Origin of the sequence: Pantoea hericii, from assembly GCF_014155795.1 — a bacterium.
Taxonomy (GTDB): Bacteria; Pseudomonadota; Gammaproteobacteria; order Enterobacterales; family Enterobacteriaceae; genus Pantoea; species Pantoea eucalypti.
This window is the reverse complement of sequence record NZ_SCKV01000001.1, coordinates 203976-220668: the sequence shown is the minus strand read 5'-3', so window position 1 is coordinate 220668 and position 16693 is coordinate 203976. Positions and strand designations below refer to the sequence as shown.

Below are 16693 nucleotides of genomic sequence, written 5' to 3'. Positions count from 1 at the left end.
TCACATGGCAATTTTAGTAACGGGCGGAGCAGGGTATATCGGCTCCCATACCGTACTGGCGCTGTTGCAGCGCGGTGATGATGATGTTGTGGTTCTGGATAACCTCTGCAATGCCTCTCGCGAAGCGATTAATCGCGTTGAGAAACTGGCGGGTAAAAAAGCGACCTTCGTTGAAGGCGATATCCGTGACCGTGCCTGCCTGCGTGATTTATTCGCGTCAAATAGCATTTCAGCCGTCATCCACTTCGCAGCCCTGAAAGCAGTGGGTGAATCAACCCGCATGCCGCTGGAATACTACGAGAACAACGTAGCAGGCACCGTGGTACTGCTGGAAGAGATGCGCAACGCCGGCGTCTGGAACTTCATCTTCAGCTCATCAGCGACCGTTTACGGCGCAGATGCACCGGTTCCATACGTTGAGACCACCCCGATTGGCGGTACCACCAGTCCTTACGGCACCTCTAAACTGATGACCGAGTTCGTGATGCGCGACTTCGCTAAAGCAGAGCCGAAGTTCAAGGCCATTGCCCTGCGTTACTTCAACCCGGTTGGCGCGCATGAGTCTGGCGAAATTGGTGAAGACCCGACGGGTATCCCGAACAACCTGCTGCCATACATTGCGCAGGTTGCGATTGGGCGTCTGGAGAAGCTGGGCGTGTTTGGCGGTGATTACGATACGCCAGACGGTACCTGCCTGCGTGACTATATCCACGTGGTAGACCTGGCGGAAGGGCACCTGAAAGCACTGGACCACCTCAATAAAGTTGAGGGCTACACGGCCTTTAACCTGGGCGGCGGCAAAGGCTTCTCTGTACTGGAGATGATCAAGGCGTTTGAGAAGGCGTCTGGTAAAGCGATTCCGTTTGAAATTAAGCCACGCCGTGATGGCGATTTGCCTGCATTCTGGGCCGATGCGTCACTGGCGAACAGTACGCTCGACTGGCGCGTGACGCGCGGCATCGATGAGATGATGCGCGATACGTGGAACTGGCAGAGTAAGAACCCGGATGGGTTTAAGTAGCTGAAAACAGAAGGCGAACATAGGTTCGCCTTTCTTATATTTGGTTTGAATTATCTTATAAGACCTTTCTCAATATTCTGATTGCATCGTCCTGGCGCATCAGCAACCATCATCTGTGCCTGCAAAGCGCTCATAAGTTGAACTAACACCCTCGGCATAATCGCATTTTATTCGTAATAGCTATACCTGAGTGATAGAATTTACGATGGTTGAATGATAAACCCACTTAACTAATTTCATTAATAAAGTGATATCAATCAATTGAATGCTGAACACCTGGCGAGTTCATGTTTCAGCATACTTATTCGGTCAAAGATAATCAGCATCGTGGGAGCTGTAACCCAGGGGCGGTAGCGTGCTCTGAAAACACCTATGATTGTCTGCTTCTTATTCAGGCGCCCATGCCTCAGATAGCTTGTCAGGAATAAATACGTTATGAAGATTCTTATCACTGGTGGTGCAGGTTTTATCGGTTCAGCGGTTGTGCGTCATGTTATCAACAATACGAACGATGAAGTCATAAACGTTGATAAACTTACTTACGCAGGCAATCTTGAATCGTTGAAAGAGATTAGCAGCAATCCACGCTACACCTTTAAGCAGATCGATATCTGCGACGGTCAGGCTATCACTGAAGCGTTAAATGAATTTCAGCCAGATGCCATCATGCACCTTGCCGCAGAAAGCCATGTAGACCGTTCAATCACCGGTCCGGCGGAATTCGTACAGACCAACGTGGTTGGCACCTATGCACTGCTAGAGGCAAGCCGTCAGTACTGGAGCGCTCTGCCTGAAGAGCGTAAATCAGCTTTCCGTTTTCACCATATTTCAACGGATGAAGTCTATGGTGACTTACCTCATCCGGACGAGATGGACGGTGAACTACCGCTGTTTACCGAAGAAACCCCTTATGCGCCAAGCAGCCCTTACTCGTCAACGAAGGCAGCCAGCGATCATCTGGTACGCGCCTGGGGCCGAACCTACAAGTTGCCGGTGATTGTGACAAACTGTTCAAACAACTACGGTCCTTACCATTTCCCGGAAAAACTGATCCCGTTGATTATCAGTAATGCGCTGGAAGGCAAACCGTTACCTATCTATGGCAAAGGCGACCAGATTCGTGACTGGCTCTATGTTGAAGACCACGCGCGCGCGCTCTATACCGTGGTGAAAAATGCAGAGACCGGCACTACCTATAACATCGGTGGTCATAACGAAAAGAAAAACATCGATGTTGTGCTGAAAGTCTGCGAACTGCTGGATGAGCTGCGACCAAAAGCAACCCCGTACAGCGATCAGATTACCTACGTTCAGGATCGTCCGGGTCACGATCGCCGCTACGCGATCGACGCCGCTAAGATCGAAAAAGATCTTGGCTGGAAACCGGAAGAGACCTTTGAAACGGGCCTGAAAAAAACCGTTGAATGGTATCTCAACAATTCGCAGTGGGTTGAGCATGTCAAGAGTGGTGCTTATCAGAACTGGATCGAAGAAAATTACGAGAAGCGTAGCTAATGAATATTTTGCTTTTTGGTAAAAACGGCCAGGTGGGTTGGGAGTTACAACGGGCGCTGGCTCCGCTTGGAAAATTGACGGTTGTTGACCGTCAATCAACTGATTACTGTGGTGATTTTGAAAATCCTGCTGGCATCGCCGAGACAGTTCGAAAGCTCAATCCGAACGTGATCGTGAATGCCACTGCTTACACTGCTGTTGATAAAGCCGAAACTGAGCAAGATAAAGCGCACGTGGTCAATGCAACGTCTATTGAAGCATTGGCACAGGCAGCCGAGGAAATCGGCGCGTGGCTGGTTCACTACTCAACGGATTATGTTTTTGACGGTTCAGGTGATAGACCCTGGCGCGAAGATGATGCAACCGCTCCGCTGAATGTTTATGGACAGAGTAAGCTGGAAGGTGAGCAAGCCATTGTCCGCCACATGAGCCGCTATCTTATTTTCCGTACAAGCTGGGTCTACGCAGCTAAAGGTAATAACTTTGCCAAAACGATGCTGAAACTGGCAAAAGATCGCGATTCATTATCAGTAATCAATGACCAGTTTGGTGCACCAACCGGCGCTGAGTTGATTGCTGACTGCACTGCTCATGCAATCAGAGTTGCTCTGAATGACAGGACCGTTACTGGTCTGTATCACCTGATTGCAGGGGGAGAGACAACCTGGCATGCCTATGCCACTAAAGTGATAGAGTTTGCAAAAGCGCAAGGCATCGAACTGCAGGTACAGGCAATTAAAGCTGTGCCAACGAGTGCGTTCCCTACACCGGCTAAACGACCGGCAAACTCAAGACTCAATACAGAAAAGTTTCAACAGGCCTTTGGTCTGAACCTGCCCGACTGGACAGTTGGCGTTGAACGTATGTTGCTTGAAACTCTTATTTAATAGAAGCAGGCCGCAATAGCGGCCTGGCCAATTAAGGTGAAATTGTGAAAAAGAATAAAGGCATTATTCTCGCTGGTGGCTCAGGAACGCGCCTCTATCCGGTAACGATGGCAGTCAGCAAGCAATTGCTGCCGGTTTACGACAAACCAATGATTTACTATCCGCTCAGTACGCTGATGCTGGCAGGAATTAATGACATTCTGATCATCAGTACCCCGCAGGACACGCCGCGCTTTGAAAGTCTGCTGGGAGATGGCTCACAGTGGGGAATTTCGATTCAGTATAAAGTTCAGCCTAGCCCTGATGGTCTTGCTCAGGCATTTATCATTGGTGAAGAGTTTATTGGTGACGACTCAGTCGCGCTGATCCTTGGCGACAATATTTTCTATGGTCACGATCTTTACAAGCAACTTGAAACTGCATCGAAGAAAGATGATGGGGCAACTGTCTTTGCCTATCACGTCACTGACCCTGAGCGTTATGGCGTTGTTGAATTTGATAAAGATGGCAAAGCCATTTCTCTGGTAGAAAAACCTGAACATCCTCGCAGCAACTATGCAGTGACCGGTCTCTATTTCTATGACAACAGTGTTGTGGAAATGGCGAAAAACCTTGCGCCATCACCCCGCGGTGAACTGGAGATTACGGATATCAACCGGATCTACATGGAGCAGGGGAAGCTTTCTGTATCAATTATGGGCCGCGGACACGCCTGGTTAGATACCGGCACACATCAAAGCCTGATGGAAGCGAACAATTTTATCCAGACTATAGAATCACGTCAGGGGCTAAAAGTTGCCTGTCCGGAAGAAATCGCATTCAGAATGGGTTTCATTAATAAAGAGCAATTACAGGAACTGGCCAAACCATATCTTAAAAATGAATATGGCAAATACCTGATGGCGCTGGTTGAAGGACGTTTATAATGAATATTATTGATACTAAAATTCCTGACGTAAAAATCATTGAGCCTAAAGTGTTTGGTGACGAACGTGGATTTTTCCTGGAAAGCTTCAATCAGTCTATTTTCGATAAAGCTGTTGGTCGTCATGTCGATTTTGTTCAGGACAATCACTCAATGTCCAAAAAAGGCGTACTAAGAGGACTCCATTATCAGCTTAATCCACATGCGCAGGGCAAACTCGTACGCTGCGTTGAAGGTGAGGTTTTTGATGTCGCGGTGGATATCAGACGTTCATCCGAAACGTTTGGACACTGGGTCGGCGTGCATTTAAGTGCTGAAAACAACCGTCAGCTATGGATTCCTGAGGGATTTGCTCACGGTTTCATAACGCTTTCAGAGCGTGTTCAGTTTATTTATAAAACTACAAATTATTATGCTCCTCAGTCCGAAAGAAGCATTTTGTGGAATGATCCGCAGATAAATATTGAATGGCCTGAAGTTGAAGAAATGACTTTATCTGGTAAAGATAAAGATGGCGTATTACTTAATAACGCAGAAACTTTCGATTGAGATGCAAATAAAAACGCGTACCGCAGTCCTTTTATGCTCTTACAATGGTAGTCAATATATAAGACAGCAGATTGATTCAATTATAAATCAGACTGAAAAAGAATGGACGGTGTTTGTCTCGGATGATGGATCAACTGACGGGACTCTTGATATATTGCAATATTATCAGGAGAAGTTAGGCAGTGAGCGTTTTGTTATAATCAATGGTCCAGGCAAGGGATTTGCCTGGAATTTTCTATCTTTACTGGAGAAGTGCGGGGATGCGTTTGATTATTATGCATTCAGTGATCAAGATGATGAATGGATGCCAGATAAATTAGCAAGGAGCATATCGGCTCTATCTGGCTACAGTCATAATGTCCCTTCAGTCTATTGTGGGCGAACCAGATTAATCGATGAGAATGGTCATCATCTGGGTGAGTCACCGCTATTCAGTAAGCCGCCATCGTTCAAGAATGCCCTTATTCAAAGTATTGCTGGTGGCAATACCATGGTACTTAATCGAACAGCACGAAATATCATCAATAAAACGCCGAGAGACGTATTGATCATATCTCACGATTGGTGGATATACATTGTTATAACAGCAGTCGATGGGCATATATACTACGATCCTAAACCTGCAATCAATTATCGGCAACATACCAACAACATTGTTGGATCAAACCTGGGATGGATAGCAAGATTTAAACGTATTGGCGGGTTACTTGATGGGCATTTCAAGAAATGGATTGACGCTAATCTTTACGCGTTAAGTAAAGCCGACATCAATGTCGCTCCCGAGAAAAAGGTTATTCTTGATAGATTTAATGATGCCAGAAGCAGTAATTTATTTAAAAGACTTTATATATTCAGAAAGTTGGATATGTACCGTCAGACGTTTTTAGGCACTTTAGGCCTTTACGTTGCTATATTTCTGAAGAAATTATGATCGATAAATAAATTTACCCATTAAAGGTGAAATTTTGCAGCAGAATACTAGACACGATACATCCCTATGGTCGTTATGCAAGAATACCTATATTAATAGACATATTATTTTCGAAATGACCAAGCGCGACGTAATAAGCAGATATAAAGGCTCAGTGATGGGCATTTTCTGGTCCTTCATAAATCCTGTTTTTATGTTAGCTGTCTATACGCTTGTCTTTTCAGAAGTATTTAATGCACGTTGGGGGAATGCTGCGGCAAATGAGTCAAAAGCGCAGTTTGCGATAATTCTTTTTGCAGGGTTGATTGTGCATGGGATTTTTGGCGAGGTATTAACTAAATCACCCACATTAATACTTAATAATGCCAACTATGTTAAAAAAGTAGTTTTCCCACTTGATTCTTTCCCAGTAATAGCTTTATTGTCCGCATGTTTTCAGGCGCTGATCAATATTTTTGTACTCTTACTGGCATTTGCTTTTGCGAACGGTTATATCCACTGGACGGCGGTGTTACTTCCATTGGTATTCATTCCCGTATTAATTTTAGTTTTGGCTTTAAGTTTTTTGATTTCTTCGCTGGGTGTTTTTATCAGAGATTTAGGGCAGTTTATAACGTTGTTAATTACGGTAATACTTTTTCTTTCGCCCGTATTTTACCCGCTTTCTTCTGTGCCTCAGAAATATCAGGTCATTATATTATCTAATCCATTAACGTTCATAATCGAGCAAACTCGGGAAGTTGTGATTTGGGGTAGATTGCCTGATTTCAATGGTCTGATAATATATGCTTGTATATCAACAGTAATATTATGGCTTAGCTACTTCTGGTTCCAGAAAACACGTAAGGGATTTGCTGATGTTATCTAAAGATAATGCATTAGAAATAATTGATGTTAGCAAATGCTATCAGGTTTTCGATAGTCCTGTCAGACGACTTAAACAATTTATAGTACCTAATATCGAGCGCAGACTTGGGAAAGTCCCCCGGGTGTATCATGAAGAGTTTTGGGCGCTTCAGGATATAAGTTTTAATTTACCTAAAGGCGAAACGCTGGGTGTAGTTGGTCGTAACGGCTCTGGCAAATCAACATTATTGCAGATTATTGCGGGTACATTATCTCCTACCCAAGGAACTGTCAATATTCAAGGTCGTGTTGCTGCCCTGCTTGAATTAGGTGCTGGATTTAATGGTGACTTCACTGGGCGTGAAAATGTCTATCTTAACGGCGCGCTATTAGGTCTGACTAAGGAAGAGATTGATAATAAACTGGATGATATCCTGGCTTTTGCCGATATTGGACATTTTATTAATACACCAGTTAAGACTTATTCAAGCGGAATGATGGTTCGTCTTGCGTTTGCTGTACAGGCTCAAATTGACCCTGAGATATTAATCGTTGATGAAGCATTAGCCGTCGGGGATGCTAAGTTTCAGGCAAAATGCTTTGCCAGACTTAAGCAACTCAAAAATGATGGCACATCTATTCTTTTTGTATCACATGCGACTGAACAGATCATTACTCATTGTGATAAAGCTCTACTATTGAACGATGGTTCAATAGTAGACAACGGTGCTCCTAAAGATATTGTTAATCAGTATCTCGATCTATTGTTTGGAAAGTCATCATCAACCAATACTAAGCGAGCAGTAGAAGATGATCATATAAAATCAGCTAGCGAAATCGAGAAAAATCAGACTGAAAGATTTAACGTAAGTCAGGAGGTTGAGCCAGTCGTCACTTTAGAAGAATTTGGGTTCGAAAAGCGTAATAATTATAACGCGAACGAATTTCGTTGGGGTGACAGGACTGCTGAGATCCAAGACTTTTCGCTTGTTCAGGGTGAAAACTTATACCCGTATAGTGTGTCGGGAAACGGGAATATGAAATTTAAATTCCTTGTTAAGTTCAACTCGACCATTTTCAGACCTATTTTTGGTTTTGCGGTTAAAACTAAAGATGGAATAACAATTTATAATACCAATACAAATATATTAGAAATTCCTTTTATTGAAGTTGGAGAGGAAGGGAAATCCTATACAGTTAATATTGAACTACCCATGCGTCTTTTCCAGGGTGATTATTTCATTTCAATAGGCCTGGCCAGCTATAACACATCAGGAGAGGTGGTTCCGCACGATCGGAGATATGATTCAATTCATATTGCAGTAGAACCTACCCCAGAATTCTTAGGTCTGGTAAATTTAGAGGCTTCGATTAACTGTGAATAAAGAAAAACTTTCTACGGTACTACTATCGTCTGATTTCGTTTACGACTCTGAACTTAAAATCTGGACCGAAAAAGATCAGCAGGAATTTAATTATAATGACGGCGATTATCATGAAAACTACATTTTAGATGTCGTCACAAAAGCTGAAGACTGCTCCGTGCTTTCTCAGGAACTTGCTGGATATATAAAAGACTGGCCTTCACAATATCATTTAACTTCAAAAAGATCTAACTTATTAAGACCGTTCGGGAAAAATTTCAAGGGTAAACGTGTTCTCGAGATTGGATGTGGATGTGGTGCAATAACCCGCTTTATTGCTGAAGCTGGTGCAGAAGTCATCGCAATTGAAGGCAGCAAAAGAAGAGCATCTATAACGCGTAAACGCTGTAAAGATTTAGAAGATGTTACAGTAATTAATTGTTCAAGCGATAAAATTCCGGATATTGGTGAATTTGATTACGTTTTATTGATTGGCGTTCTTGAATATGCTCAATGCTTCCTGGGTGCTGAAGGGCAATTATCACTTTTATCCTTTTGTAAGAAGAGATTGAACTCTGATGGTTCATTATTCGTAGCCATTGAGAACCAACTCGGCATGAAGTATTTAGCCGGAGCTAAAGAAGATCATTTGGGTATACCTATGGTGGGCATTAATAACGCCTATCATGATAATGGTGTACGCACTTTTGGTAGAATCGAACTCATACAAATGATGCAAAATGCAGGATTTAGCAATGTTGAAGAATTCCTGCCCTTTCCTGACTACAAGTTACCTACTTTAGTTATTACTCCCTATGGTCATCAGCAGCGTAGTTCAGTAATTTATCCGTTAGTGAGTGAAGTTCATCACAAAGATGCGCAGGCCCCTGATTCCTATACTTTTTCCTTAGAAGAGTCCACGAAAATAATCTGGAATAATGAACTTTCATCAGATTTGTCAAACTCATTTCTGATGATAGCTTCAATGTCATCTAAAAATCACGTAAGTGATAATACATTAGCATGGTATTATTCCGATGCAAGAATAAATGATAGTCAGAAAAAAATAAAATTCCTTGAGATTAACGGAAATTATAAGATTGAGAGCTATAAAATTTCAGGGGAGTTTATTGGTGGTGAACCTTTCTATCAAGGTGAAAGCCTGTGGCTAAGCCTGGTAAGCATCATAAACAAGCACGGCTGGCAATTAAGCAGCGTTATTGATTGGGCAAGAGTGTGGATTAGTGAAGCGCTGGTCACTGAAAATATTTCTTCTTCATGGAAATGGAGTACCGAGTTGCCACCCGAATACCTGGACGCAACTCCGTTTAATATTATAAAAACGGTACAAGGTTACAAAATATTCGATTTGGAATTAAGTTCTGAAAGGCCACTGATGCTTTCATATCTCGTTTTCAGGGGTGTATTTAACTCACTTTTACGAGTGACATCCGTTGCTCCTACAAAAGAGTTGTCAGATTCTAATGTATTTAACACTACAAAGTTTATAGTAACAGAAATTTTCCCGGAGCTAACGGAAGAGCATTTTAACGAATACTTAAAACAAGAAGTCGCTTTGGTTTCGCAAGTGGTCAATGTTGACACTAACGATCTATTTGAACGCTATAAAAATTCGTATTTCGTTGTCCGTGATTTCCTGAATGATTATAAAAGCGAACTTGCCAGAGTTTATCATTCAAATCAGGATCTCTCCTCTACTGTAGCCAATGTCGAAAATCAAATGAAGGATGTCGAAAAGCAGATTAAGGAGAAAGGCGAGGAGATATTTGGTAAAAATAGTTTATTGGATGTAAAAGAGAAAGAGTTGATAGATGCGCAAGCATCATGTTCGCGGTTGCAGGAGCAAATCGATAACCTTCTTAGCGTTGCCGCCGAACAAAAATCCAGAGAAGAAAAACTTATGGAAGAGGTTAAAGTTAAGACGGATAAATTACAGAAAATTACTTCATCAAGAGCATGGAAATTAGCTTCATTTTTCAGTCGGTCTGCTAAATCGCTGAACAAATACTAAACTGGCAATCTGAAATCAGATAAGGGTGTTGACGTTGAAAATCTATCGTTTTGCAAAAAAGATGTTATCCTCTGGAGATCGCGATCTTTTAAAATATCGCATTAAACTGGTCTCAAAGCTTTATAAGGAAGAAGGCGTTAAAGCTGTCTATAGCAGATTGCATTCAGCCTATAAGAATAATAATTCTGGCGTTTATGCTTATAACCCTACTTCTGAAAATAGCTTTGAAGAAACATCTATCAACGATAGATCTTCGCTCATTGAGGCCTGGTTAAAAACTGATTTCAAAAAAGCGTCATTGAAAGTCAACGAACAAAGTCATTATGTTCCTAAGGCGCTTGATAGCCTTGAAGGTGTTGACTTACCTGTAAAAGTTATTGCTTACTATCTTCCGCAATTTCATCCGTTTAAAGAAAACAATGAGTGGTGGGGGGAAGGTTTTACTGAATGGACAAACGTGACGAAAGCAAGGCCGCAATATCTTGGGCATCAGCAGCCACGCTTACCTGGCGAACTTGGGTTTTATGACTTACGTTTACCTCAGGTAATGCGACAGCAGATCGATCTTGCTAAACAGTATGGCGTTAACGGTTTTTGCTTCCACCATTACTGGTTTGGTGGCAAGCGTTTGATGGAAACGCCTGTACAAAATTTCCTTAAGGATAAATCGCTCGATATTGATTTTTGTTTATGTTGGGCTAATGAGAACTGGACACGTCGTTGGGACGGTCTGGAAAATGATGTTTTGATTTCACAAAAACATTCTCCAGAAGATGATATTGCCTTTTTAGATGATATCATGCCTGCACTTAAGGATGAGCGTTATATCAGGGTAGATGGTAAGCCACTGCTTATTCTGTATCGTGCAAGCTCACTTCCTGATGCCAAAGAGACGGGTAAACGCTGGCGCGAGCATGCCATCAAAAATGGATTACCAGGTCTTTACCTGGTTGTCGTTAATGCTTTCGATGTCTCAAGTCCGCAACCTTACGACTTCGATGCTATTGTAGAATTCCCACCACATCAGGTTGGTGCAAAAGATATTACTGATAGTATCACGCCATTAAATAAAAACTTTTCTGGTCGGGTTTATGATTATGAAGAGTTGGCGTTGCGAGCAGGTAAAATCGATAACCAGGATTTTACCTGTTTCAAAGCAGTTATGCCATCATGGGATAATGAAGCCAGAAAGCCCACTCAAGGTTTCTCTTTCTATAATGCTAAACCTGAGCTCTATGCTAAGTGGCTTGATAGTGCAATTAAAACCACAATGAATCGCAAACCTGAAGAACGCCTTGTCTTTGTCAACGCCTGGAATGAATGGGCCGAAGGTGCGCATCTTGAGCCTGATCGTCATAATGGATATGCATATTTACATGCTACAGCAAACATCTTACGTAATTCACTCTTGAAATATGATTGCGATAACCAACTTATTGCAGATATTAATCAGGAGTTTAAACCCCGCTTTAAGTCAGCTGTAATTCTACATGCTTATTATGAAGATTTGGCTTGCGAATTGGTCGAAAAATATATTGCGCAGTATCAGGATAAACTTGACCTCATCATCACCATGCGCAGTGATGTTAAACTGACCACGCTTGAGAAAATAAAAGCATCGTTTGCAAATGTGTTTTTTGTGATGGTAGATAATCGTGGACGAGATATCCGACCTTTCATCAAAGCGCTTAAGGTTGCAGATGGCTTCGGTTATAAATATATTTGTAAAGTCCATACTAAGAAATCACCTCATCGAGTTGATGGCCAGCAATGGCGTGAAAGTCTGTTCGCAGATCTTCTTGGATCGCGCGAACATGTTTCAAAAATCATTAACCATTTCGAGCTTCATGATGATATAGGAATAATTGCCCCAAGAAATTCCATAACTGATCTTTCCATCCCTGAAATAAATTTGGGCAACAGATATTGGCTCGAAAAGCTTTTTACAAGAATGGATTCTCCAGAATTGTTTAAGACATTCAAAACCAGTTTCCCGGCGGGTTCAATGTTCTGGTTCAGGAAAGATGCTCTCGATCCTTTGGCCAGCAATTTATTGGATGAAGAAGAGTTTGAACTTGAGGCGGGTCAGCTAGATGGCACGCTTGCTCACAGCGTCGAAAGGGTGACTGGTGCAGTTGCGAATGCACAAGGTTTTAAAGTGGTCGATATCACCTCACTTTAACTTTTTGTCAGGCATCAATGCCCATTAAGGTTGATGCCTGCTGGTTAACTTTTTTTATTAACTTTCCGTGCGTTTTAAACTGATGAATCATATTTAGGATAATTAACCTATCAGGTTGATTTTTCTTAACATAATTTCCTCACGCAACCGCACCATTCATTACCTTTAATCCGCTATCCTGAGTTAACATACTGATCACTTACAAAGTGGTGTTACGGGTAACACCATGCGAGACCACAGACAGGAGTATGTAATGTCCAAGCAACAGATCGGCGTTGTAGGTATGGCAGTGATGGGCCGCAATCTGGCTCTTAACATTGAGAGCCGCGGTTACACTGTTTCTATCTTCAACCGTTCACGCGAAAAGACTGATGAAGTCATCGCTGAGAACCAGGGTAAGAAGCTTGCTCCTTTTTACACCGTTGAAGAGTTTGTCGAATCGCTGGAAAAACCTCGTCGTATCCTGCTGATGGTTCAGGCAGGTGAAGCGACTGATAAGACTATCGCCTCACTGACTCCACACCTGGATAAAGGTGACATCCTGATCGATGGCGGTAACACTTTCTATAAAGACACCATCCGTCGTAACAAAGAGCTTTCTGATCAGGGCTTCAACTTCATCGGTACCGGCGTTTCCGGCGGTGAAGAGGGCGCACTCAAAGGCCCATCAATCATGCCTGGCGGTCAGAAAGAAGCGTACGAGCTGGTTGCGCCGATTCTGGATAAGATCGCGGCACGTGCGGAAGATGGCGAAGCCTGTGTGGCTTACATCGGTCCGGACGGCGCGGGTCACTATGTGAAGATGGTTCACAACGGCATCGAGTATGGCGACATGCAGCTGATCGCTGAAGCTTATGCTCTGCTGAAAGGCGCTCTGGGCCTGAACAACGAAGAGCTGGCTGAAACCTTCACCGAGTGGAATAACGGCGAGCTGAGCAGCTACCTGATCGACATCACCAAAGATATCTTCACCAAGAAAGACGAAGAAGGTAAATATCTGGTTGATGTGATTCTGGATGAAGCAGCAAACAAAGGTACCGGTAAATGGACCAGCCAGAGCTCACTGGATCTTGGCGAGCCTCTGTCACTGATCACCGAGTCTGTTTTTGCCCGTTACCTCTCGTCACTGAAAACGCAGCGCGTTGCGGCCTCTAAAGTACTGAGCGGTCCACAAGCTAAAGCGTTTACTGGTGACAAAGCAGAGTTCATCGAGAAAGTTCGTCGTGCATTGTACCTGGGTAAAATTGTCTCTTATGCGCAGGGCTTCTCACAGCTGCGTGCTGCGTCAGAAGAGAACAACTGGGACCTGCACTACGGTGAAATCGCTAAGATCTTCCGCGCGGGTTGCATCATCCGTGCTCAGTTCCTGCAGAAAATCACTGATGCTTATGAAGCAGATGCAGGCATCGCTAACCTGTTGCTGGCGCCATACTTCAAAGATATCGCGGATCAGTATCAGCAGGCGCTGCGTGATGTGGTTTCTTACGCGATTCAGAACGGCATCCCGACGCCAACCTTCTCTGCGGCGATTGCTTACTACGACAGCTACCGTTCAGAAGTGCTGCCTGCCAACCTGATTCAGGCGCAGCGTGACTACTTTGGTGCGCATACCTATAAGCGCATTGACAAAGATGGTGTGTTCCACACCGAGTGGTTAGATTAATCACTAAAATGGGCTTCCCTCGGGAAGCCCTTTTTTTTACCCTACCAGCAAATCCCCGCTCCGAATCTCCTTCTCACCCGCCAGCCGCACCACCAGCATGCCTGCCGTCGCAAACCTCACCCAGTGCCTTGCATAAAGGATACCGCCATGCTCTGCCACCAGTGGCGTGATATGGTCAGTAATCGGATCGACAATCTCAGCGACCACTTCTCCTGGCCGAATCTGTGCGCCAAGCGGTTTACGATGCAGAATCAGACCTGACACCGGCGAATGAATATATTCGCAACCTGCTAACGGCGTAGGGGGATTTTTCAGGGCAGGGGAGGCTGCCGCCGATCCTTCGCTGTGACGTTCTTTAATCACGCCCGTCTCTCCTGGCGCTTCAGCAACGTCAGGCACGTTTAAACCAATCGGACCGTCATTGATTGCCACGATATCGTCACCGCCCGCGCTTGCCGGAACCAGTTCATCGCCACCGATTACAGGAGCAGCCACTTCCACGGAAATTGATGGCTCGCTGTAGCCGATATAACCACTTTCCTGCAGTGCCGAAATAATCGCATCTGCATCTTTCTCCGCCTGTTCAGGCGACACATCACGCACGCCACGCAACTCCAGCGTCACCGGCAGCAATCCACGTGGCATGGGGTAATCTTTGCCAAAGCGTTCTGCCAGCGTCAGCCAGGGTTCGCAGCAGGCTTCATCAAACGGTTCACCGCCAGAGATCTGCGCCAGCAGCTGCACTTCACTGCCTAACCATCGCGCCAGCGGCTCAATGTCCGGCCAGGCATGCGGCGTGGTGTAGAGATGCGGCACGGCTTCCCAGTCACAGTGCAGGTCAATCATTAGATCCGCCTGGCTGGCCATTCGCATCAGCGTATAACGCTGCGCATCCAGCTCCGTTTTTGGCACGGTATCGCGATAGTGACGATCGATCGCGTCGCGAATCAGGCTTCGGTTCTGCGATTCACTCTGCGTCAGGCTATCCGCCAGTCCGGCCGCCAGCGTGGTACCCAGTGACGGAAAACGGCGATTAAAGTCCTGACCAGAGAGCGTATGGAAACGACCCAGATGGGTGCCGTGCCAGTGCTGTCCCAGCGCCAGGGGATTAGCAACCGGCACCAGGGTAAACGCGGCTTTGAGCTGTCCGGCGGACTCCAGCGACTGCAGTCTTTGTTTCAGAAACCATGCCACCGCCATACCGGGCAGTTCGTCACCATGAAGTGCAGCCTGGATATAGACCTGACGCTCGTGGTCCGGAGCAAAATGAAAACTGATGATTTCACGCTGGGTGCCTAAAGAGGCGCTTAACAGTGGATGATGTTGTTGATGCATACCGTGTTAATGTCCTTTAATCGGCAAAGGACGACAGTGCGCCGTCCTGAAAAAGTTAAAGTATAGTGCCGGATCGCGGTGAGGACGAAAAAGGGCGACCGCGAGGTTACTGCTGGATAGAGATATCCGTAGCGAAATAGCGCTTCTGAATCTTGTCAAACGTGCCGTTCTTTTTGATTCCGGCAAAGGCATTATCCAGTGCCGTTTTCAGCTCCGCATCGCCTTTGCGCAGGCCGATTGCCGTGCCAGGGCCGATAATCGGATCCTGAATAATCGGGCCAGCCAGCTCAAAGTCTTTACCCTGCGGATGCTTCAGGAAGCCAATGGCCGCTTGTGCCGCATCGGTGAAGACCGCATCCAGCCGGCCTGAAACCAGATCGCTTTCAACCTGTGCCTGATCGCCATAAGGCACCACGGTCACACCATGGGGCTGCCATTTCGCCAGCGCATAGCGCTCCTGTACTGTTCCCTGTTCCACGCCGACTGTTTTCCCTTTCAGGGATTCAACCGTTGGCAATATGCCAGAACCCTTACGGGCGATTAGCTGGGTGTGGGTGTCATAGAGCGGCATGGTGAAATCGATCTGTTTAAGGCGCTCTTCGGTAATGCCCATGTCAGAGAGAATGGCATCGAATTTACGCGCTTTCAGCGCCGGGATCATGCCGTCAAACTGGCTTTCAACCCAGACGCATTTCGCCTGCATCTGGGTACAGAGCGCATTGCCCAGATCGATATCAAAGCCGACCAGCTTGCCATGTGGTGTTTTCGATTCAAACGGTGGATAGGTCGGATCGACCGCGAAACGCACCTGTTCGATTTTCGCCTGCGCGCCAAACGCACAACCAGCCATAACCGCCACTGCCAGCGTCTGACGCAGGCGTTGAGTGAAAATGTTCATGATTTTGCTCTTATTCTGTCGTGATGCATGTTTATGCAGAGTATCGCCGGGCTGCCGGGATGGCAATTACTGCGTTATCTTCACCACGTCAGCCGCGCACAGCGACCGGTAATCTTCGGTGTTCAGGATCACTGAGCGCTCCAGCAGACCGGCGTTAAACGCGATCTCCGGATAACGTTCAAACAGCGTGGGGTCAACGACCAGTCTGAGGTCAGGATGAAAGCTGAACGGCGGGATAGCCCCGAATACACAACCGGTCAGCAGTTCGGTCTCTGTCGGGCTGGCGAGTGAGGCGCGCCGTCCACCGACCGCCGCTGCGACTTTACTCAGGTCGGCCTGCTGATCAGCCGGTAACACCGCCAGCACGTGCTGTTTCACGCCATTGCCTTTCACATGACAGACCAGCGCTTTCGCGCCCTGGCCGATTTCGGTGCCGCGTATCGCCGCAACGGCTTCACATTTGCCTGTTGCTTCATGTTCCATCAGACGATAGCGAGCCTGATGCTGGTCGAGCAGGGCGATTAATTTTTCATGGGTCGTCACGG

At 45.4% G+C, this 16693-nt stretch carries 14 protein-coding genes; 11 read left to right on the top strand and 3 right to left on the bottom strand.

Translation table 11 applies throughout. The features are described from left to right. Positions 1-4: 4 nt before the first annotated feature. The 11 genes from galE (at position 5) to gndA (ending at position 13915) form a co-directional block, all read left to right on the top strand. Positions 5-1021, top strand: coding sequence for a UDP-glucose 4-epimerase GalE (galE, locus tag H7K52_RS01035; RefSeq protein ID WP_182629536.1), 1017 nt, complete (start codon positions 5-7; stop codon positions 1019-1021). Between the two features lie 435 nt (positions 1022-1456). Next, positions 1457-2536, top strand: coding sequence for a dTDP-glucose 4,6-dehydratase (gene rfbB, locus H7K52_RS01030; RefSeq protein WP_004571295.1), 1080 nt, complete (start codon positions 1457-1459; stop codon positions 2534-2536). Further along, positions 2536-3423 carry a dTDP-4-dehydrorhamnose reductase gene (gene rfbD / locus H7K52_RS01025; RefSeq protein ID WP_039659807.1) on the top strand — a complete coding sequence of 296 codons (888 nt, stop codon included), beginning with the start codon at positions 2536-2538 and terminating at the stop codon, positions 3421-3423. Before rfbB ends, rfbD begins: the two co-directional genes overlap by 1 nt. Before the next feature lie 44 nt (positions 3424-3467). Continuing rightward, a complete protein-coding gene (rfbA, locus tag H7K52_RS01020; RefSeq protein WP_182629535.1) occupies positions 3468-4349 on the top strand; it encodes a glucose-1-phosphate thymidylyltransferase RfbA in 882 nt (293 codons plus the stop codon). After that, the gene (rfbC, locus tag H7K52_RS01015; RefSeq protein WP_110411258.1) at positions 4349-4897 is read left to right on the top strand and encodes a dTDP-4-dehydrorhamnose 3,5-epimerase; all 549 of its coding nucleotides are present in this window, start codon (positions 4349-4351) and stop codon (positions 4895-4897) included. Before rfbA ends, rfbC begins: the two co-directional genes overlap by 1 nt. After that, the gene (locus tag H7K52_RS01010; protein ID WP_110411259.1) at positions 4860-5828 is read left to right on the top strand and encodes a glycosyltransferase family 2 protein; all 969 of its coding nucleotides are present in this window, start codon (positions 4860-4862) and stop codon (positions 5826-5828) included. Before rfbC ends, H7K52_RS01010 begins: the two co-directional genes overlap by 38 nt. Before the next feature lie 115 nt (positions 5829-5943). Further along, on the top strand, positions 5944-6696 hold the full coding sequence (locus H7K52_RS01005) for an ABC transporter permease (RefSeq protein WP_375150327.1): 753 nt from the start codon (positions 5944-5946) through the stop codon (positions 6694-6696). Beyond that, positions 6686-8059: an ABC transporter ATP-binding protein gene (locus tag H7K52_RS01000; protein WP_154926623.1), complete on the top strand. Its 1374-nt coding sequence runs from the start codon at positions 6686-6688 to the stop codon at positions 8057-8059. Before H7K52_RS01005 ends, H7K52_RS01000 begins: the two co-directional genes overlap by 11 nt. After that, positions 8052-10070, top strand: coding sequence for a class I SAM-dependent methyltransferase (locus H7K52_RS00995; RefSeq protein WP_182629534.1), 2019 nt, complete (start codon positions 8052-8054; stop codon positions 10068-10070). The genes H7K52_RS01000 and H7K52_RS00995 overlap by 8 nt, the downstream gene beginning before the upstream one ends. A 34-nt stretch (positions 10071-10104) precedes the next feature. Beyond that, positions 10105-12252 carry a glycoside hydrolase family 99-like domain-containing protein gene (locus tag H7K52_RS00990; protein WP_154926621.1) on the top strand — a complete coding sequence of 716 codons (2148 nt, stop codon included), beginning with the start codon at positions 10105-10107 and terminating at the stop codon, positions 12250-12252. A gap of 253 nt (positions 12253-12505) precedes the next feature. Continuing rightward, the gene (gene gndA, locus H7K52_RS00985; protein ID WP_039659816.1) at positions 12506-13915 is read left to right on the top strand and encodes an NADP-dependent phosphogluconate dehydrogenase; all 1410 of its coding nucleotides are present in this window, start codon (positions 12506-12508) and stop codon (positions 13913-13915) included. Positions 13916-13951: 36 nt separating this feature from the next. Here gndA and H7K52_RS00980 read toward each other — a convergent pair whose 3' ends face one another. The 3 genes from H7K52_RS00980 to H7K52_RS00970 form a co-directional block, all read right to left on the bottom strand. Further along, the gene (locus H7K52_RS00980) at positions 13952-15250 is read right to left on the bottom strand and encodes a succinylglutamate desuccinylase/aspartoacylase family protein (RefSeq protein ID WP_004571306.1); all 1299 of its coding nucleotides are present in this window, start codon (positions 15248-15250) and stop codon (positions 13952-13954) included. A 106-nt stretch (positions 15251-15356) separates the two neighbouring features. Further along, positions 15357-16148: an ABC transporter substrate-binding protein gene (locus H7K52_RS00975; RefSeq protein ID WP_182629533.1), complete on the bottom strand. Its 792-nt coding sequence runs from the start codon at positions 16146-16148 to the stop codon at positions 15357-15359. A gap of 66 nt (positions 16149-16214) precedes the next feature. Further along, positions 16215-16691 (bottom strand): YbaK/prolyl-tRNA synthetase associated domain-containing protein, encoded by a 477-nt coding sequence (locus tag H7K52_RS00970; RefSeq protein ID WP_004571308.1) that lies wholly within the window; start codon positions 16689-16691, stop codon positions 16215-16217. Positions 16692-16693 lie beyond the last annotated feature (2 nt).

Excerpts from the sequence above, each read along its gene's own strand:
- galE (WP_182629536.1), top strand. The coding sequence starts at position 5 with ATGGCAATTTTAGTAACGGGCGGAGCAGGGTATATCGGCTCCCATACC.
- rfbB (WP_004571295.1), top strand. The coding sequence starts at position 1,457 with ATGAAGATTCTTATCACTGGTGGTGCAGGTTTTATCGGTTCAGCGGTT.
- rfbD (WP_039659807.1), top strand. The coding sequence starts at position 2,536 with ATGAATATTTTGCTTTTTGGTAAAAACGGCCAGGTGGGTTGGGAGTTA.
- rfbC (WP_110411258.1), top strand. The coding sequence starts at position 4,349 with ATGAATATTATTGATACTAAAATTCCTGACGTAAAAATCATTGAGCCT.
- H7K52_RS01010 (WP_110411259.1), top strand. The coding sequence starts at position 4,860 with ATGGCGTATTACTTAATAACGCAGAAACTTTCGATTGAGATGCAAATA.
- H7K52_RS01005 (WP_375150327.1), top strand. The coding sequence starts at position 5,944 with ATGACCAAGCGCGACGTAATAAGCAGATATAAAGGCTCAGTGATGGGC.
- H7K52_RS01000 (WP_154926623.1), top strand. The coding sequence starts at position 6,686 with ATGTTATCTAAAGATAATGCATTAGAAATAATTGATGTTAGCAAATGC.
- gndA (WP_039659816.1), top strand. The coding sequence starts at position 12,506 with ATGTCCAAGCAACAGATCGGCGTTGTAGGTATGGCAGTGATGGGCCGC.
- H7K52_RS00980 (WP_004571306.1), bottom strand. The coding sequence starts at position 15,250 with ATGCATCAACAACATCATCCACTGTTAAGCGCCTCTTTAGGCACCCAG.
- H7K52_RS00975 (WP_182629533.1), bottom strand. The coding sequence starts at position 16,148 with ATGAACATTTTCACTCAACGCCTGCGTCAGACGCTGGCAGTGGCGGTT.